Genomic DNA, 18,283 nt, shown 5'->3' with positions numbered 1-18,283 from the left:
GCCGTGCTCAGCGCGGCCCGGCGGCGGCGTTCAGGACCGGGACGAGCACGTCCTCCTCCCGGTCCAGGTGCGCCTCCAGGTCCGCGGTGAGCCGGTCCACCTCGGCGGCGAGGGCGGCCCGGTCGGGGGCGCCGGCGGCGAGGACGGCCTGCAGCGCGTCCAGGATCGCCTTGATCGCCTCGTGCTCCTCGCGCATCAGCGCCAGCGCCGGACCCAGCTCGGGGCGTCCCGCCTCGACGCCCGGGAACAGCATTAGGTCCTCGCCGGCGTGGTGGTTGCCGAGCCCCTGGCACAGCACCAGGCAGTTCACCCGCAGCTGCGCGCCGAGCACCGGCCCGGACGCGGCGACCTCCGCGCGGATCCGCCGCAGCTCGTCGCGGAACGCGTCGTGCACCGCGACGAGCATGTCGCCGGGGCGCTCCGGCCCGGGCGGCGGCCCCTCGGTCGTCTGCACCAGCGCGACGACCGGGAGCGTCCGGCCCGACTTCGTCTCGTACTCGGCCCAGCCCGGGTCGCTCTCCACGGCCCGCGCGAACGCGCGGTCCCGTTCGTCGCCCTCCAGGACGACCGCTTCGGCCTCGTACTTGAACGCTCCGCTCTCCACCGTCACGCGGGGATCCGCGACGATGTTGTGGAACCAGGCGGGGTGCTTCGGCGACCCGCCCGCGGACGCGATGACGAGGACGCGTCCGAGGCCGTCCGGCAGGTAGCCGAGCGGCGTGGTGCGCGGGGCGCCGGTCCGCGCCCCGGTGGTGGTCAGCAGGAGCAGCCGGCCGCCCTCGAACGGGCCGCCGACCCGGCCGCCGTTCGCGCGGAACTCCTCGATGACCTGCTTGTTGAAATCCATTCTGCGGTGGTCGTCCTCTCTGTTTTCGGGCATGGCGAAGCGATTGTGGAAGGGGAGGCGCGCAGGCCGTTGAACGGCATGCGGAAACGGCGCGCAAAGCGGCACGCGGAAAAGGCGTGCGCGAAAGGGTGCGCGGAAACGGCACGCTGAAATGCGTGCGGAAAAGGGAGGTGTCCGCGGCCGGCGGCGTCGCGCGGGCATGCCGCTGACGTCGCGCTATGCGGAAGATGAAAGAAGAAGGGAAGGGCAGGGCGGGCTGCGCGCCCGCCTCCGGCTCACTCGGAGGCCGGGTGCCTCACTCGCTCGTGGCCCATGGCCGACCCGGCAGTCACGCAAAGGAGAATAGCGGAGCCGGTGATGCCGGTCAATATCGCGTTCATGCCGGGGTCTGCGCGGTGTGAATGAGTCCGCCGTTGTCGGTCATGGCGACGATCCGCCCGTCGCCCGTCGTGGCCGCGTCGAACACCCGGGTGTGCGCCGCGATCCGTTCGAGGCGGGCGCCGGTCATGGCGTCGTGGACCGACAGCACGGTGCCCGCCATGACGAGGACGACGTCGCGGTCCCGCAGCCGGCCGGTGCGCGCGCCGTGGAAGGTCCCGCGCACGCCGGTGACCGGCGCGCCGAGGTGCGCCTCGGCCGCCAGGTCGTACCGGTGGATCGCCCCGCCGTGCTGCACGACCAGGACCCTGCCCTGGTCGTCGGCGTGGACGATCGACCATTTCCCCCAGCACTCGGGCGCGCATCCGGGTGGGCAGTCGTCCGCCAGCGGGATCCAGCCCCACTCGGGTCCTTCGGTACCGAGCGCGTCGTACTCGATGCCCACGCCGGGGTCGAGGCGCGCGACGACCGGGCGTCCGGCCACCAGCGCGAGCCGCTCGCCGTCGTCCGCGCGGCGCGTCAGGGCGTCCTCGCAGACCTCGCCGTCGTCCAGGTGGAAGACGGTGAGGCCGTCGAAGAACCAGGCGGCCAGCGCTGGGCGGTCGTGGTCGCAGGTCCCGATGACCGCGTCCTCGGCCGGGACCGACGCACGGACGCGCCGGTACCCGCCCGACGGCGACCACGTCTCGAAGCCGTGCGCCGCGTTGACCGCCGCGACCGGCTCGCCGTTCATGACGCCGGTCCTTGCGAAGGGGACGGAGACGGTGTGCCCGTAGTGCGCGTCGAAGAGCACGGACGACCAGTCCGGCCGGGCGGTGTCCAGGCGGAGGCCCCAGCTGTGGTCGCTCTCGTAGTGCTCGGTCTGGAAGAACGCGATCGGCGGTTCGGTGCCGAGGGCCGCCACAGAACCGCCGTGGTAGCCGCCGCCCTCGGAGTGGTACTCGTGCCGCGGCGCGGGCATGGCGGCGGGATCGGAAGGCAGCGCCACCCGGACCACCCTGCCGTCGTCACCGCCGATCACCAGCGTCCGCGCGTCGTCCGTCACCGCGGCCCGCTCGCGCGACGGGCTCCGGTAGCGGCCGATGCTCAGGTCGGTGCGGGCGAGTTCGGCGGCGGGCTCGCATCCCGGCAGCCGCCACAGCAGCAGGCGGCACTCCTCCTGGCCGGTGCCCGTCAGCGCGTACCAGTCCCCGGCGATGCGCAGCGACCGCGAGAACTCCCCGGCGGTGACCGCGAACGCGCCGCCCGCCGCCGTCCACCGGCCGCTCTCCCGGTCCCACAGCCGGACGTCCCCGCTCCCGCTGAGCCACCACCTGCGGGGAGACCAGTCCAGGTACCCTCCGGGCGCGCTCTCCGAGCCGGATGCCAGCAGCCACCGGTCGTCCGGGCCGGCCAGGCCCAGCGGGACGGTCCCTTCCGGCCATGGCACCTCGCCGATCTCCGCACCGGTCACCGGATCGACCAGCCGCGCGGCGTCTCCGTCGGGGACGAGGGCGCGCAGGGCCGTGCCGTCGGACGAGGTGAGCATCGCCTGCGCGTGCATCGGCCGTCCCAGCGGCGCGCCGTCGGCCGTCGCCCTCACGACGTATGCGCCGTCCTCCTCGCAGGCGAATGCCTCCGCGCCGCACCACAGCCTCGTCCAGAGCCACGTCCACGTGGGAGGCGCCGCCCGGCGGGTCCATCGCAGCGTGCCGTCCGGCGCGTACGCCGACACCGACGTCGTCGCACGGCCGATCAGCAGCGGGTCCGGGCCGCCGGACATCGCCCACGAGCCGCCGGCGGGCACGTCCCAGGCGCAGAGCTCGGCGCCGTCGTCGAGGCCGGTCACCCGCGCGACCCCGTCCCGGGCGATGCTGAACACCGCCCGCCGGCCCGGCCAGGCGACGATCCGCAGGGCGGTCACCGCGTCGTCGTGCTCGGCGAGCAGTGTCACCTCAGGCGCCACCTCAGGCGTCACCCGAGGAATTCGCCGTGGCGGAGCGCGAGGGCCGCGGCCTGGGTGCGGCCGCTGACGTTCAGCTTGGCGAGGATGTTGGAGACGTGCACGCTCGCCGTCTTCGGCGAGATGAACAGCGCCGCCGCGATCTCCTTGTTGTTGCGCCCCTCCGCGACCAGCTTCAGCACCTCCCGCTCCCGGGCGGTCAGCGCCTCGAACGGCCCGGACGGACCGGGGGAGGCGGGCCGCCCGGTGTCCAGCCGGGCCCGGGAGCCGAGGTCGCGAAGCGCCGCCAGCAGCGGCTTCGCCCCGAGCCGCTCGGCCGCCGCGTGCGCCCGCCGCCACTCCTCGGCGGCCGCCTTCCGGTCGCCGTTCTCGGCGAGGGCCTCCGCGAGCCGCCACCGCGACCGCGCCACCTCGTACACGAACCCGCCGTCCGGGTCGCCGTAGGTGAACAGGTCGGTCGCCCGGCGCCACAGGCCGACGTCGTGCACGCCGTCGAGGCGGCGCCGCTCCGCCTCGGCGCGGGCCAGCCAGGCGCGCCCCTCGACGCCGAGCCATCCGCGGGGCCATCCGTCGGAGGTGGTCGTCGTGATGCGGCGGGCCCGCGCGATCAGGTCGTCGCCCGCCTCGGTCGCGGCGCGGACCGTCTCCTCGTCCGCGGCGGCGCGGGCGAGGGCCGCCCGCTCGGCGTGCGCCCACAGGCCGATCGCCGCGATGCGGACGACGGGGACCTCCAGGTTGTAGTTGCTCTCCCGCAGGGTCCGCTCGACGTGCTCGACGGCGGCGCCGGGGTCGCCGTTCCAGAGCTCGTGCTCGGCGGCCAGACCGTGGGCGACGTAGTTGAGGAACGCGTCCCGCTCCCACAGCGGCTCGATCCAGCGCAGCCGCTCCGCCACCGCCGGACTGCCCTGGGCGACCTCGGTGAACAGCGCGTACGCCGACACCTGCGCCTCCGGCGCACGCGCCACCCGGACACCGAACTCGCCGGCGAGCCGGTCCGCCTCCGCCCAGTCGCCGGCGGTGTAGTGGATCAGGTACTGCAGGCAGCGCAGGACCGTCCCGTAGGTGCTCCAGCCGAGCCCGGCGTCCAGCGTCCACTTCACGGCCTCGCCGGCCGCGGCGGTGGCGCCCGCGAGGTCGCCGCGGTCGAACTTCGCGCGCGCGTGGTGGAACGCGGCGCGCAGCGCGACCACCTGGCGGCCGCCCTCCAGCGCCAGGTCGCGGGCCCGCTCGAACACCTCGACCACGTCCGGGTCGGCCTCCCGCGACTCCCGGAACACCCCGAGCGTCACCAGCAGGCTCGCCTCGGCGCCGGTGGCGCCGGTGGCGCGCGCCAGCTCGACCGCCTCCTCGGCGACCGCGGGCATCTCGCCGTGCTCGTCCTGGTACAGCAGGGTCCGGGCGTAGGTGGACAGGGCGGCGGCGCGCTCGGGCCGCGGCGGGTCCGGCGGCAGCATCGCCACCGCGGCGCGGGCCATCTCCTGCGACTCGTCGTCCTCGTCGACGTCGGAGAGGTACTCGGCGAGCCGGTCCCGGATCCGGGCGCCGAGCACCGCGTCCGCGGGGTCGGCGAGCTCCAGCAGGCGCCGCAGCCGGGAGATCGCGCGGCGCTGCTCGCCGGCCCGCCCCGAGGTGCGGACGGTGTCCAGCGACAGCCCCATCCGGTCGGTGCCCGACGCGCCCTCCGGGTCGGGCACCGCCTCCCACAGCTCCAGTGCCCGGTCGTAGTGCTCGAACGCCTCGTCGGGCGCGCCGAGCCGCTCGGCCTCCCGGCCCGCCCGCACCGACGCGGCGAACGCGGTCGGCAGGTCGTGCGCGGCGAGGCTGTGGTGCGCCAGCTCCGCGGCCGACCCGCGGCGCCCGCCCGGCGGATCGTCCGGGCCGGCGGCGAACAGCCGCGCGAAGTCGGCGTGCAGCCGGGTCCGCTCGCCCGGCAGCAGGTCGGCGTAGACGGCCTCGCGCAGCAGCGCGTGCCGGAAGGTGTAGCCGGTGCCCGCCGGGACGAGCAGCTGGTGCGAGACGACCTCGCGCAGCGCCTCGCCGACCGCGGCCTCGTCCAGGCCCGCCGCCCGCCGGACCAGCTCGTCGTCGATGCGGCGGCCGGCGACCGCGGCGACCCGCACGACGCGCTGCGCGCCGTCCGAGAGCCGCTCGACCCGCGACAGCAGCAGGTCCGCGAGGCCGGCGGGCAGGTCCTCGCCGGTGCTCTCCGCGGAGTACAGCTCGGCGGCGTAGAACGCGTTGCCCTCCGAGCGCCGGTGCACCCGGTCGACGGTCGCGGCGGTCACCGGCACGGCGCCGCCCGCCAGCCCGGCGAGGTACTCGGCGGTCTCGCCCGGCCCGAACGGGCGGACCTCGACGCCGGTCACGGTCGGCAGCCGCAGCAGCTCGGCGACCACCGGCCGCAGCGGGTGCCGGCGGTGCAGGTCGTCGGAACGGTAGGTGCCGACGAGGCAGACCCGCTCGCGCGACAGCACCCGGCTGAGGAAGGTCAGCAGGTGGCGGGTCGACCGGTCGGCCCAGTGCAGGTCCTCCAGGACGAGCAGGACGGGCCGGTCCCGCTCCCCGGTGGGCGCGCCCAGCTCGCCGAGCAGGCCGAGCACCGCGCCGAACAGCTGCTGCTGGCCGAGCTCGGACGCGGCGTCCGGGGCGCCGTCGCCGTCGGGGAGCAGCCGCCGCAGCACCGGGCGGGACTCCAGTGCGGCCCGCACGTCCGGTCCTTCGGGGCCGGCGCCGCGCGAGGCGTTCCACAGCGCGTCCGCCAGCGGCAGGTACGGCATGCTCTCGCCGAGCTCCGCGCACTGCCCGGCCAGCACGGTGAAGCCGCGCTCGCGGGCGGTGGCGGTGAGCGTGCCCACCAGATGCGTCTTGCCGACGCCGGCGTCGCCGCTGACCAGCACCACGGCGGCGCCGCCCGCGGCGGCCCGGTCGAGCGCGCCGGTCAGCTCCGCCAGCTCGGCGGTCCTGCCGATCAGCACCCGCCGCCCCTTTCCGTCATCCCGCACAGTATCCCAGCGGACGGGATGAACCGCCGCGGACCGGGCCCGGGCGCCCGCTACCCGGGACCGTCCGCGCCCGCCGCGAACCGGGTGGCGAGCGCGGCCTTGTCGGGCTTGCCGCCGGGCGTGCGCGGCAGCTCGTCGATCTCCCACAGGTGCCGCGGCTCGCAGCGGGCGCCGAGCGCGCCGCGCACCAGCGCGCGGAGCCCGTCGAGATCGACCGGCCGGCCGCCCCGCCCGACCACGACGCCCGCCAGGACGCGTCCGGCGGTGCTGGACGCGGCGGTGCTGGACGCGGTGGTGTGCGGCAGCGCGAACACGGCGGCGTCCAGCACGGCCGGGTGGCCGGTGAGCACGTGCTCGATCGGATGGGCGTACAGGCCGCCGGGGAGCCGGTCCTCGGCCCGGTCGAGCAGGAACAGGTGCCCGCCGGCGTCCAGCCGGCCGACGTCGCCGGTGCGCAGCCAGCCGTCCCGGGACGCCGCGGCGGTGCGCGCGGGGTCGCCGACGTACCCGCTCATCCGCTGCGCCGACCGCGCCCACACCTCGCCGGCCTCGCCGGCGGGCAGGTCCGCCCCGTCCCGGCCGCGGACCCGCAGCTCGACGCCCGGCACGGCCCGCCCGACCGACATCAGCAGCTCGGGCCGGGCGTGGTCGCGCGGCTCCAGCACGGTGAGGAACCCGCCCTCGGACGTCCCGTAGTTCTGCATCAGCAGGGGCCCGAGCCGCCCGGCGGCCCGCGCGGTGCGGGCGGGCACGGCGGCGGCGCCGCCGTAGACGATCAGGCGCAGCGTCGTCAGGTCGGCGGGCGCGTCCTCCAGGTGCTCGGCGAGCGCGTACAGGTCGACGGGGCGGCCCGCCATCAGGTGCGTCGCCGCCTCCCGCTCGATCGCCTCCGCGAGCCGGTCCGGCCGCGCGTCCGGTTCGAGGACGACGGTGCCGCCGCCCGCGAGCGTCCAGATCACGAACATGTCCGGCAGGTACCGCGAGCGGGGCGTGACGAGCAGCCGCCACGGCGGCGGCCCGTACATGGCCTGCGCGGCGGCGAGGTGCGCGGCCTCGGCGGCCGCGTCGTAGGCCATGGTCTTGTTCCGCCCGGTCGTGCCGCTGCTGAAGGTCACCAGGGAGGGCCCGTCCGGGACGCCGGGCATGTCCACGGCGCCGCCCGCGGGCGCGAGGTACAGGTCGTCGTCGAGGGCCTCGCGGACGCCCACCGGGCAGGCGGCGAGCAGCTCCCCCGCCTCCTCCCGCCGCGACGGCGCGTACAGCAGCGCCGACGCGTCCAGCGCCCGCATCGCCCGCGCGACGACCTCGGCCGGCACGCCGCCCCAGACATGGACGAACCGGCAGCCGAGCGCGAGCGCGACGACCCGGGCGACGGGCGACTCCGTGCCGGTCCCGTACAGGCACGCGACCGTGTCGCCCCGCCGGACGCCGCTCGCCGCCAGCCGTCCGGCCGCCGACGCGACCATGTCGAGGACGTCGTCGCCGGACAGCCGCAGCCGCCCGTGCACCAGCACCTCGCGCGGCCCCGCCGCCCGCAGCCCGTCCAGCAGGGCGGCCCCGAGCCCGCCGCTCACCGGGCGCCCCCGCCGAGCAGCACCGGCAGGGTCGCGGTGCTGAGCGCGAGCACCGACCGGACCGGGTCCAGCTCGTCCGCCGGCTTGGCGAGCGCGAGCCCGGGGAACGCCGCGAACAGCATCGACAGCGCGACCTCGCCCACGAGCCGGCCGAGCGGCGCGCCGAGGCAGAAGTGCGGGCCGTGCCCGAACGACAGGTGCGGCGGCGGGTCGGACGCCACGTCGAACCGCGCCGCCCGCCCCCCGTACCGGCCGGGATCGCGGCCGGCGGCGGCGAAGCACGCGAGGACGGCCTCGCCCTTGCGGACCGTGACGCCGCAGATCTCCACGTCCCGGACGGCGTAGCGCATCGGGAAGTGCCGCAGCGGTGACTCCAGCCGCAGCGCCTCCTCGACCGCCGCGCTCCACGGCCGCGCGCCGCCGCGCAGCAGGTCGAGCTGGCCGGGGTCCGCGAGCAGCAGCCGCACCGCGTTCGTGATCAGGTTGACGGTCGTGACGTGGCCCGCGACGTACAGCTCCTGGACGGTGTCGAACACCTCGCCGCCGGTCAGCTCCCCGCCCTCCAGCGCGACGAGGTCGCTGATCAGGTCGTCGGCGGGGGAGCGGCGCCGCTCCTCGACGGTCTCCCGGATCACCGCGTCCCGCCCGGCGCGCGCGCTCGCCAGGCGCTCCGGCGTGCCGCGCGTCGTCGTGAGGACGTGGTCGTTGCCGGCCAGCTCCGCCCGGCGTTCCGGCGGTATGCCCATGACGTCCGAGATGACCTCGCAGGGCAGCGGGTACGCGAACTCCCGGCGCAGGTCGACCGGGCCGGGCGGCAGTCCCGCCAGCCGGTCCAGGAACCCCGCCGTCACCGCCTCCACCCGGGGGCGCATCGCGCCGATCCGGCGCGCCGAGAACACCCGCGACAGCGGGCCGCGCAGCCGCCGGTGCTCCTCGCCCTCGGCGTTGAGCATCGTCTCGGCCAGCACGATCGGCGCGAGCGACCCGCCGGCGCGCAGCGACCGCCGGCCCTCCGCCGACCAGTGCCGGACGTCCCGCGACAGGTCCGGATGGGCGAGGACCGTCTCCAGCGCCGCATGCCGCGCCGCCGCCCACGCCCGCACCCCCTCGATCTCCACCGGCACCAGCGCGCCCGCCTCGCGCAGCCGGTCGTTCTCCCCGTGCACGTCCGCGGCCGCCGGATCCAGCGCGAACCGGGCCGGCTCCGGGGCCGTCACACCCGCTCCGGGGACGCGGCGAGCCGCCCGGCGTCGACGTCCGGCGTGCGGCCGAAGTACAGGTCGCGGACCAGCTCCCCGGCGGCCGGCGCCGTGCACAGCCCGTGCCCGGAGAACCCGGCCGCGTACAGGAACGGGACCGCGCCCGGCAGCCGCCCGATGAACTCGGTCCGGTCGGGGCTCGCGTCGCGGACGCCGGTGAACGCCGTCCGCACTTCCGCCCCCGCCAGCGCCGGGTACACCTCCGCGAGCCGCTCGCGCACCCGCGCCCGCCACCCGTCCCGGTCGAGCCCCGGATACCCCATGCCGACCAGCAGCCCGTCCCCGCGCTTGCGGACGAGCAGGCCGCTCACCGCGTGCAGCGTCATCGGGACGTCCGGCAACGGCGTCCCGGACGGCGGCCGCCCGCACTCCAGCAGCTCCTGCTCGACCGGGTCGCCGAGCGGCAGCTCCACCCCGGCCGAGCGGGCCAGCGGCGCCGACCAGGCGCCCGCCGCGCACACGACGGCGTGCGCGGCGAGCAGGCCGTCGCCGGTGTCGAGCCGGCCCGTCCCGATGTCGATCGCCTTGACCGGGCAGCCCGTCCGCAGTTCCGCGCCCGCCCGCCGCGCCGCCTCCGCGAACCCGGCGACGATCGCGGCGGTGTCCGAGACGTACGCGTCCGGCGCCCATGCCGCCGCGAGCAGCGGGACGTCGCCGAGCAGCGGGTTGTGGCGCCGCGCCTCGTCCGCGCCGATCAGCTCCACCTCCACGCCCGCGGCGCGCTGCGCGGGCAGGTCCGCCTCGCACGCCGCGACCTGCTCCGGCTCGCTGAACAGCACCAGGTAGCCGACCCGCCGGAGCGGAACCGGGCTCCCGGCCCGGCCGGCGAACGCCCGGTACGCGGCGAGGCTCCGCACGGCCATCGCCGAGCTGACCGGATTGCCGGGGAAGTAGGTGCGGACGACGTCCGCCGTCGCCCGCGACGCGCCGGACCCGAGCCCGTCGCGCTCCAGCAGCACGGTGCGGACGCCCGCCTCCGCCAGATGGCATGCCGCCGACAGCCCGACGACCCCGCCCCCGATCACCACCGCCGGCCCGTCCGGCCGGCGAGCGCGGCTCATGACGCGGCCTCGGCCTGCCGCAGATGGTCGCCGACGCTCCACGGGAACAGGTGCAGGTTCCATCCGCCGAGGCAGTTCACGTACAGCGCCATGTGCGCCATCACCGCGGTGAAGTCCTGCCGCCTGTCCAGCCGGTCCAGGCCGTCGAGCAGCCGCTCGGTGAACGCACCGAGCCTCTCCAGCCCGCAGTAGGCGAGGAACTCCGCGGGCACCGCGATCAGCGAGTGCGCCATCCGCCGCAGCGGCTCCAGCGGCACCCCTTCGTGCGCCGCCCGCACCAGGCCGCTGTACGCGTTGTACCCCAGCGGCCTCGTCTCGCCGTTGACGAACAGCAGCGTCGTCAGGACCGTCCCGTGCGTCCCGGCGCGCGACGCGATGCGCCCGTCGTGCAGGTCCACCAGCTCCCGCGGCGGGTCCAGCCAGATCCGCTCGGTCTCGGCGTGCACGTCGCCGACCAGCGCGTCCATCTCCGGGTCGGCCGCCGTCAGCCGCGGCACCCGGTGCCCGCCCGGCTCCCCGGCGCGGCGCACCTCCGCCACGATCGGCTTCTTGGACGAGTACACCGCCTCCCACACGGCCCGCCCCGCCTCGGCGAGCGCGTCCAGGTCCCCGTCCGCGACCCGCCCGATCGGCGTCGCCGCCATCGGCTCGGTCAGCTCCCCGTACTTGATGCCGAGATGCTGGAGCCGCGAGCAGAACAGCGTGCCGTCCGGGACCGTCCGGCGGTCCACCCGGTGCGCGGCGGGCAGATGGAGCACGTCGTGGACCGGCGCGACGTGGTAGAGGTGATGGCCGGCGACGAGGGCGTGCCCCTGCAGGCTCCGGTACGGCAGCGCGTCCCAGATCGCGTCGGCGAGGACGGCGTTGCGTTCGTCGAGGTCGGCGGTGACGGTGAGGCCCAGCACGGGCCAGCCGATCTCCATGCGTCGAGAAGTGTTCACAGTGCGGGGGACTACCCCCTGACCTGCGAAGACATGCCCTGTGAGCTGCGAAGACGTGGTCTGCGCCCGGGCAAGGCGGCCCCCGCGCGGCGCCGGACGTGAGCGGGCCCCGGATCCCGCGGGGGTGGATCCGGGGCCCGTGCTCGGGCGGGCGCGTCAGCCGGCGAGGGCGGGCACCCGCTCGGCGGCGCCCTCCGCCTCGTCCTCGGGGACCGGCTCGGGCTCGGGGACCGGCAGCACCCGGTCGTAGGCGCGCAGCGTCTCGGCCGCGATCCGGTCCCAGGAGTACCGGGACCGGGCCCGGTCGGCCGCGGCGATCGAGTAGCCGTGCAGCGTGGTCTCCTCGCCGAGCAGCCGGCGCACCGTGCGGCCGATGACCGCGGGCCGCCCGGCCGGCACGTGCAGCCCGGTGATCTTGTCGAGCACCTCGTCGGTGTTGCCGCCGGCGGGCGTCGCCACCACCGGCACGCCGCAGGCCATGGCCTCCAGCGGCGTCGTCGGGCACGGCTGCGCCGGGGTCAGGCACAGCACCAGGCTCGCGGTGCGCAGCAGCTTCGGCAGCGCCTTGCGCGGCAGCCGGCCGAGGAAGATGACGCGGTCGGCGACGTGCAGCTCCTTGGCCAGCAGCATCAGCCGGTGCACGACGGCGTCGTTCTCCAGGTCCTCGCGGGCGGGCCCGCCCGCCACGGCCAGCTCGGCGTCGGGCACGTGCACCAGCGCGCGCAGCGCGGTCGCCACGTCACCGGACTCCAGGTCGTCGCAGACCATCACCAGCCGGTCCCGGTCGCCGTGCGGCATCGCCGGGCCGGCCTGCGCGAAGTGCTCGGAGTCCACGGCGTAGGGGACGACCGCGACCGACGGGCGGGGCACGCCCATCCGCACCACCGCGCCCGCCTCCTCGGCGTGGCCGGTCAGCACGATGTCGGCGCCGCGGCCGATGGCCTTCTCCAGCCGGTCGCGGTGCGGGTGCACCTGCCGGCCGGCGTGCCGCTCGGCGGCGGCGACGCCGTGGTAGCTCTGCGCGAAGGGGATGCCGAGCTCGCGGGCGACGGCGCAGGCGGCGAGGCCGCCGATCCAGCCGTGCGCGTGCACGAGGTCGGGGCGTCCGGCGCCGGACCAGCGGTGCCGCAGCTCGTCGGCGAAGTCGCGGACGTGCTCGAGCAGCTCGTCGTCGGTCAGCGGGCGGGCCGGGCCGGCGTCCAGGTGCACGAGGGTCGCGCCCGGTCCGAGCCGGACCCGGCCGCGGGCGTCCTCGTCCTGGCGCCGCGCGTAGACCGTGACCTGGTGGCCCGCGTCCGTGCGGGCGAGCGAACGGGCGAGATCCCGGACGTGGACTGACTGCAGGTGTTCGCCGTCAAGGTCGGAGGCGGACACGAGAGCGATGTTCAGCGTGCGGTGCATGACGTATCCTCCGGGACAACACAGGGGAAGCCTGGAGGTATCTGCGTCGTAGACACCTGACTCGCTGGAGACTATTTCCGGCCGCTCTCCCCGTCAAACCTCGCGAATCGGAACGCTCTCCCCATCGCGCCCCCTCCATGCCCCCTCACCAGGGTGGATACTGGAAGGGATGGACGAAAGTTCGCTCTGGTACGTCGCGTACGGCTCGAACCTCTTCCGCGCGAGGTTCGGCTGCTACCTGTCCGGCGGACGTCCCGACGGCGGCGCCCACCGCTACCCCGGCTGCCGCGACCCGCGCCCGGCCCGCGCCGAGCTGTCGGTCACGCTGCCGGGCGGCATCTACTTCGCGCTGACGTCCCGGGTGTGGGGCGGCGGCATGGCCTTCTACGACCCCGCCCTGCCCGGGCGCGTCCCCGCCCGCGCCTACCTGCTGACCCGCCGTCAGTTCTGCGACGTCGTCTCCCAGGAGATGCGGCGCGACGTCGGCACCGACCACGACCTGTCGGAGGCCGTCGCGCACGGCCGCCAGCGCCTCGGCCCCGGCCGCTACGAGACCGTCGTCAAGGTCGGCGAGCGCGGCGGCCACCCGATGCTCACCTTCACCGCGCCGCACCCCTCGTCCGCCGCCGAGCTGAACGCGCCCACCGCGCCGTACCTCGCCATGCTCGGCAACGGCCTGCGCGAGGCGCACGACTGGCCGCCGGCCCGCGCCGCCGCCTACCTCGCCGCCTGTCCCGGCGCCTCCGGCACCTGGACCGCGGACCGCATCGCCGCCCTCCTCGGCGCGCCCCGCCCTCCCGCCGCGCGCGCCTGAGGGCTACGGTCGTCGGATGAACGCCGGTGACGTCGTCGACGACTTCGAACTGCCCGACCAGACGGGCGAACCGCGCACCCTGACCGGCCTGCTGGAGCAGGGCCCGGTCGTCCTGTTCTTCTACCCGGCCGCGCTGACCCCCGGCTGCACCGCCGAGGCCTGCCACTTCCGCGACCTCGTCGCCGAGCTCGCCGAGGTCGGCGCCCACCCCGTCGGCGTCAGCGCCGACCCCGTCGCCAAGCAGAAGGAGTTCGCGGACAAGCACTCCTTCGCCTACCCGCTGCTGTCCGACCCCGACGGCACCGTCCGCGCCCGCTTCGGCGTCAAGCGCGGCCTCGCCCTCCTCCCGACCAAGCGCCAGACCTTCGTCATCGACACCGACCGCCGCGTCCTCGCGGTCGTCAAGAGCGAGGTCCGCATGAACACCCACGCGGACAAGGCGCTGGAGGCGCTGCGAGCCCGCAAGTGACCAAGCACCCTCAGCTCCGCTGAGCACTCGGCGTGTAAGGCAGCAGGCCGTCCAAAGGAGCAGGCCCGGCTGATGCCGGGCCCTTGGTCGGAGCACTTGGTGAGTGCCTGTTGAGCCGGCACTGCGTGCCGGCGGTGTTGTTCAGGGCCGCAGTGCTGCTCTGCGTCCGCGCAGTCCTGCGGTCACCGGCGCCATGAGGGCGAGGGTGGCCGCCACTGAGACCAGGGAGCCGAGGCCCCCGACGATCAGAGTCGAGCGCGGTCCGAAGTTCTCGGCCAGCCAGCCGATCAGGGGATAGCTGATCGGGGAGCCCGCGCTGACCACCAGCAGGTACAGGCCCGTCACTCGGCCGGACATCGCCTCCGGAGCGTTCAGCTGCACGAGCGAGGAGGCCGTCGTGCCGAACGTCGTCATCGCCAGGCCCGTGGCCAGTTGCATGGCCGCGAACGCCGCATAGGTCGGCATCAGTCCGCTCGCGATGACCAGCACCGAGAAGGCCGTCGCCGCGGTCAGCATGCCGCGCGTACTCGGCCGCCTCCGGCGAGCCGAGAGCAGCGCGCCGACCAGCCCGCCGACGGCCATCATCGTCGTGACGAGGCCGAACGACGAGGCTCCGGTACGGAAGACCTCTCGGCTCATCAGGGCATTGGTCACCGCGAAGTTCATGCCGAACGCGGAGACCAGCAGCATGACGGTCATCACCATGGCCAGGTCGCGGTGCCCCCGGACGTAGCGCAGGCCCTCGCGCAGCTGCCCCTTCGCCCGTGGCACCGGTTTCTTGGCGAACAGCTCCTTCTCACGCATGAGACAGAGCACGAGTTCCATGACACCGAACGACGCGGCGTTGATGAGGAAGACCGGACCCGTCCCGACGGCGGCGATCAGTACGCCTCCGACGGCCGGGCCGACGATCCTCGTCATGTTGAGCGTCGCGCTGTTCAGGCCCACGGCGTTGGGCAGTTCATCGCGCCCCACCAGCTCCCGGGTGAACGCCACCCAGGCCGGGTTGTTCAGCACCACGGCCAGGCCGTGACCGAACGCCAGAGCGTAGACGTTCCACAGCCTGACGGAACCGGTGACGGTGAGCAGGCCGAGCACCAGCGCGAGCGTGCCCATCGCCGCCTGGCTGACCAGGAGGATGCGCCGCTTGGGGTACCGGTCGGCCAGGACGCTGCCGTACATGCCGAACAGCACCATCGGCAGCACCTGCAGCCCGACCGTGATGCCGACCGCGGCGCCGCTGCCGTGCGTCAGGTCCAGCACCAGCCACTCCTGGGCGGTCACCTGCATCCAGCTGCCGACGCCGGAGATGCCCTGCCCCGTCATGGCCAGCCGGAAGTTGCGATGGTTCCGCAGCGCGCGGAGCAGGCCGGTGTTCTTCGGAGCCGCTTCAGGACCCCCGTCCGGCGGGTCTCCTGCGGAGTCGGCTCTAGCCGAAATATCGGACATTGTTGTTCCTTTCGTTTGTGTGATCTGCCGTGGCGCCTTACGCCACGGCAGGGACCGTCCGGCCAGTGCGCGGAAAAGCAAGAGGAGGCCGTGCGGACCGAACTGCGACACCGGACGCGTGGGGCGACGTCAACCTCGCGTCAGCGCTCGACCGCCCGCGCGCGCAGACCGCCCCCTCCCCGGCGCAGCGCTCGCGGGGTTCGGTGCGCCCTGCGCTGCGGGTGCTGTGGGGCGGGCCTGCTCGGCCCTGGTCGCTAGGTGGCGGGGACCACCGGGAGGACGATGGCGCTCGGGTGGGCGGGGGTGTGCAGGATCTCCTGGTCGGCGGTGAGCATCTCGGTGGCGGTGCCGATCGGGGCGCCGGTGCCGGGGTTGCGGGCGACGCGCGGGTAGGCGCCGCTCGCCACCTGGACGCGGACGCGGTGGCCGCGGCGGAAGCGGTGCCCGGCGGGCCACAGCTCGACGGTGACGCGGCGGACGCCGTCCTCGCCGGGCTCGGGCGTGCCGGGGACGAGCCGCCGCATGCCCTCGCACAGGTTGAGGGACTCGCCGTCCGGGGTGACGTCGCAGAGCCGGACGACGAAGTCGGTGTGCTCGCGGTTGGAGCGGACGTGCAGGTCGGCGGTGACCGGGCCGATGATCTCCAGGTCGTCGTCCAGCACGGGCGAGGTGTAGACGAGGACGTCGCGGCGGCGTTCGAGGCGGCGCTGGTCGGCGACGGGGTGGGTCTCGCCGAGCAGGGTGGGGCCGCCGAGGAACGGCGTCGGGTGCTCGGGGTCGTACCGGTAGGTGTCGGGTTCGGACTCGGGCGGCGTGTCGGGGGAGAGGGCGCCGGCGGGCTGCAGGTGCCAGCGCTCCTCGCGCATCCCGGGGACGGGCCAGTCGGGGAACTCGCGCCACTCGTCGGCGCCGGTGACCAGCAGCCGCACGGGCCGCTCCCGCAGCCCGGACGGGTCGCCGAGCAGGTGCGCGCGGAACCACTTGACGGACTCGTGCACGGAGCCGCGCATCATCCGCTGGTCGGCGTGGAACCAGGGGCCGATGGTGAGGTAGGGGCGGTGCCCGGCGGCGCGGAGCGCGGCGTAGTCCTTGAGCTGCCACGGCAGGAAGATGTCGTACCAGCCGCCGGTCATGTTCACCGGCGCGTCCACCTGCGAGACGGTGGGGCTGAAGTCCCGCTTGTCCCAGAACGGGGTGTCGGGGCCGTTGACGAGGAGTTCCTGGAAGAAGCGCTGCTGCCCGCCGGTCGCGAGCCGGTCGAGCTCGGCGAGCGGGCGGCCGGACAGGGCGGCGCGCCGGGCGCGGCGCGGCGACATGATGCCGGTGGTGATGCCGGACAGCGAGTTCTTCATCCGGGCGGTGAGGTCGACCCAGATGAGCGCGGACTCCAGCGCGAACGTCCCGCCGACGTTGACCGCGTCGCGGAAGGTGGACGCGGTGACCTGCATCGACAGGGCCTTCAGCGCGGGCCCGGCCTCGGCGGCGACCGCCCACTGGACGTAGCCGAGGTAGCTCGGGCCGTGCATCGCGAAGGTGCCGCCGAACCACGGCTGGTCCTTCAGCCACGCGATGGTGGCGAGGCCGTCCTCGCGCTCGTCGAGGGCCTCGAACACGCCGCCGGACCCGAAGCCGCCGCGCACGCTCTGCACCACGGCCTGGAAGCCGTGCGAGGCGAACGCCTGCCCGCACATGAGCCCGAACGGCCCGCGCCGCCCGTACGGCGAGCGGACGAGCACGACGGGCGCGCGCTCGACGTCGGCCGGGGCGTACCGGTCGGCGAGCAGCGTCACGCCGTCGGCGGCCGGGACCTCCAGGTCGCGGTCGACCGTCACCTTGTGGGGGCCGTTCCGCAGTCCGAGCGCCGTGACCCCGAGCCGGCGCATCCTCTCCACGCCTACCACTTGATCGATCGTATCCGCCGGGCGGCGGGGACCCGGCTGTGAGGTGTCTCGCAGAATTGCGAGGTTTCACTACGATCGGGTGCGTTTTGCGGCAAGGATTGCGCCCGGCCGATGGACGGGCGGCACGGGCCGCCGGAGGAGGAGCGAACGATGCCACACGCCTTTCACGGGGTGAGCTGGGAGCGGTTCGTCGCCGCCGCCGTCGTGATGGTGGCGGCGCTCGCGATCGCGGTCGTGCTCCGGATCCTGACCGCGCGGCTGTTCCGCCGGGCCGGGGACACCCGCTGGGAGTGGGACGACCTGGTGGCGCGGCTGGTGCGCGACCTGGCGGTGCCGCTGGCGCTGCTCACCGGCGCGTGGTTCGCGGCGAAGACGCTGGAGCTGCCGCGCGGCACGCTGACGGTGGCGGGCCGGATGCTGACCGCGGCGACGATCCTGGTGGTCTCGTTCGCGCTGGCCCGGATGATCGCGGGCGCGGTCACCTCGGTGGCGTCCGCCCGGCAGGGCACCGCGGCGAACGTGACGATCTTCGCCAACATCACCCGCGTGGTGGTGATGGGGATCGGCGTCCTGATCATGCTGCAGAGCCTCGGGGTGTCGATCACGCCGCTGCTCGGCGCGCTGGGCGTCGGCGGCCTGGCGGTCGCGCTGGCGCTGCAGGACACCCTCGCGAACGTGATCGCGGGCGTCTACGTGCTGGCGTCCAAGACGATCGAGCCGGGCGACTACATCAAGCTGGCCACCGGCCAGGAGGGCTACGTCGTCGACATCAACTGGCGGAACACCTCGATCCGGACGCTGTCCGACAACATCGAGGTGATCCCGAACCAGCGGTTCAGCGACACGATCCTCACCAACTACCACCGCCCGGCGCAGGACATGTCGGTGATGGTGTACGCCAAGGTCGCCTACGACGTCGACCTGGACGCGGTGGAGAAGCTCCTGGTCGCCGTGGGCAAGGACGTGATGGCGGACGTGCAGGGCGGCGTGGAGGACGCCGACGTCCTGGTGCGCTTCGACGACTTCAACGACTCCACGGTCGGCTTCCACGTCATCCTGCGCTCCGACGAGTTCGGCGACCAGTTCCGGATCAAGCACGAGTTCCTGAAGCGGCTGCACCGCGCGCTGCGCAAGGAGGGCATCGCGCCGCCGTACTGGCACCACCGCGTGGTCGTCGACGAGGCGCCGGGCGAGAACGGGGCGGCGCGCAGGGACGAGATGGCGCTCTGAGCGCCGTCTCGCGGG

General features: G+C 75.1%; 13 protein-coding genes. 3 read left to right on the top strand and 10 right to left on the bottom strand.

The features are described 5' to 3' along the window. Nucleotides 1–7: 7 nt before the first annotated feature. The 8 genes from J4709_RS07030 to J4709_RS06995 all read right to left on the bottom strand — a co-directional run bounded on the left by J4709_RS07030 (nucleotide 8) and on the right by J4709_RS06995 (nucleotide 12,405). Entirely contained in the window at nucleotides 8–880 is an 873-nt protein-coding gene (locus tag J4709_RS07030; RefSeq protein ID WP_232383087.1) for a nitroreductase/quinone reductase family protein, read from the bottom strand. Between the two features lie 343 nt (nucleotides 881–1,223). Beyond that, on the bottom strand, nucleotides 1,224–3,158 hold the full coding sequence (locus J4709_RS07025; protein WP_208238229.1) for a hypothetical protein: 1,935 nt from the start codon (nucleotides 3,156–3,158) through the stop codon (nucleotides 1,224–1,226). A gap of 20 nt (nucleotides 3,159–3,178) precedes the next feature. Beyond that, on the bottom strand, nucleotides 3,179–6,142 hold the full coding sequence (locus J4709_RS54550; protein ID WP_307801051.1) for a helix-turn-helix transcriptional regulator: 2,964 nt from the start codon (nucleotides 6,140–6,142) through the stop codon (nucleotides 3,179–3,181). A 77-nt stretch (nucleotides 6,143–6,219) separates the two neighbouring features. Continuing rightward, the gene (locus J4709_RS07015) at nucleotides 6,220–7,743 is read right to left on the bottom strand and encodes a class I adenylate-forming enzyme family protein (protein WP_208238225.1); all 1,524 of its coding nucleotides are present in this window, start codon (nucleotides 7,741–7,743) and stop codon (nucleotides 6,220–6,222) included. Then, entirely contained in the window at nucleotides 7,740–8,960 is a 1,221-nt protein-coding gene (locus tag J4709_RS55430; protein WP_208238223.1) for a cytochrome P450 family protein, read from the bottom strand. Before J4709_RS55430 ends, J4709_RS07015 begins: the two co-directional genes overlap by 4 nt. Further along, complete coding sequence (locus J4709_RS07005) at nucleotides 8,957–10,063, bottom strand: NAD(P)/FAD-dependent oxidoreductase (RefSeq protein ID WP_208238221.1); 1,107 nt, start codon at nucleotides 10,061–10,063, stop codon at nucleotides 8,957–8,959. The genes J4709_RS55430 and J4709_RS07005 overlap by 4 nt, the downstream gene beginning before the upstream one ends. Then, entirely contained in the window at nucleotides 10,060–10,986 is a 927-nt protein-coding gene (locus tag J4709_RS07000) for a cucumopine synthase-related protein (protein WP_208238219.1), read from the bottom strand. Before J4709_RS07000 ends, J4709_RS07005 begins: the two co-directional genes overlap by 4 nt. A 174-nt stretch (nucleotides 10,987–11,160) precedes the next feature. After that, on the bottom strand, nucleotides 11,161–12,405 hold the full coding sequence (locus tag J4709_RS06995; RefSeq protein WP_208238217.1) for a glycosyltransferase: 1,245 nt from the start codon (nucleotides 12,403–12,405) through the stop codon (nucleotides 11,161–11,163). A gap of 169 nt (nucleotides 12,406–12,574) precedes the next feature. Between J4709_RS06995 and J4709_RS06990 the strand changes: the two genes are divergently transcribed. Together J4709_RS06990 and J4709_RS06985 are read left to right on the top strand one after the other, a co-directional pair. Beyond that, complete coding sequence (locus J4709_RS06990) at nucleotides 12,575–13,219, top strand: histone deacetylase (protein ID WP_208238215.1); 645 nt, start codon at nucleotides 12,575–12,577, stop codon at nucleotides 13,217–13,219. A 16-nt stretch (nucleotides 13,220–13,235) separates the two neighbouring features. Further along, nucleotides 13,236–13,688 carry a peroxiredoxin gene (locus J4709_RS06985; RefSeq protein WP_208238213.1) on the top strand — a complete coding sequence of 151 codons (453 nt, stop codon included), beginning with the start codon at nucleotides 13,236–13,238 and terminating at the stop codon, nucleotides 13,686–13,688. Between the two features lie 141 nt (nucleotides 13,689–13,829). Here the strand turns inward: J4709_RS06985 and J4709_RS06980 are convergent, their stop codons facing one another. Both J4709_RS06980 and J4709_RS06975 read right to left on the bottom strand, forming a co-directional pair. Beyond that, entirely contained in the window at nucleotides 13,830–15,137 is a 1,308-nt protein-coding gene (locus J4709_RS06980; RefSeq protein ID WP_232383086.1) for an MFS transporter, read from the bottom strand. Between the two features lie 254 nt (nucleotides 15,138–15,391). After that, a complete protein-coding gene (locus tag J4709_RS06975) occupies nucleotides 15,392–17,020 on the bottom strand; it encodes a CocE/NonD family hydrolase (protein WP_208238522.1) in 1,629 nt (542 codons plus the stop codon). A 168-nt stretch (nucleotides 17,021–17,188) separates the two neighbouring features. Here J4709_RS06975 and J4709_RS06970 point away from each other — a divergent pair, with 168 nt between their 5' ends. Then, a complete protein-coding gene (locus J4709_RS06970; RefSeq protein ID WP_208238211.1) occupies nucleotides 17,189–18,268 on the top strand; it encodes a mechanosensitive ion channel family protein in 1,080 nt (359 codons plus the stop codon). Nucleotides 18,269–18,283 lie beyond the last annotated feature (15 nt).

Source organism: Actinomadura violacea, assembly GCF_017573465.1.
In the GTDB taxonomy this organism is placed as follows: Bacteria; Actinomycetota; Actinomycetes; order Streptosporangiales; family Streptosporangiaceae; genus Spirillospora; species Spirillospora violacea.
Note: the sequence above shows the minus strand (reverse complement) of the source record. Positions and strands in the feature narration are given on the sequence as shown.

Bases quoted from the DNA above. Each gene is read 5' to 3' on its own strand.
- J4709_RS06985 (WP_208238213.1), top strand. From the start codon at position 13,236: ATGAACGCCGGTGACGTCGTCGACGACTTCGAACTGCCCGACCAGACG.
- J4709_RS06990 (WP_208238215.1), top strand. From the start codon at position 12,575: ATGGACGAAAGTTCGCTCTGGTACGTCGCGTACGGCTCGAACCTCTTC.
- J4709_RS06970 (WP_208238211.1), top strand. From the start codon at position 17,189: ATGCCACACGCCTTTCACGGGGTGAGCTGGGAGCGGTTCGTCGCCGCC.
- J4709_RS07030 (WP_232383087.1), bottom strand. From the start codon at position 880: ATGCCCGAAAACAGAGAGGACGACCACCGCAGAATGGATTTCAACAAG.
- J4709_RS07005 (WP_208238221.1), bottom strand. From the start codon at position 10,063: ATGAGCCGCGCTCGCCGGCCGGACGGGCCGGCGGTGGTGATCGGGGGC.
- J4709_RS06975 (WP_208238522.1), bottom strand. From the start codon at position 17,020: ATGCGCCGGCTCGGGGTCACGGCGCTCGGACTGCGGAACGGCCCCCAC.
- J4709_RS06980 (WP_232383086.1), bottom strand. From the start codon at position 15,137: ATGTCCGATATTTCGGCTAGAGCCGACTCCGCAGGAGACCCGCCGGAC.
- J4709_RS06995 (WP_208238217.1), bottom strand. From the start codon at position 12,405: ATGCACCGCACGCTGAACATCGCTCTCGTGTCCGCCTCCGACCTTGAC.
- J4709_RS07000 (WP_208238219.1), bottom strand. From the start codon at position 10,986: ATGGAGATCGGCTGGCCCGTGCTGGGCCTCACCGTCACCGCCGACCTC.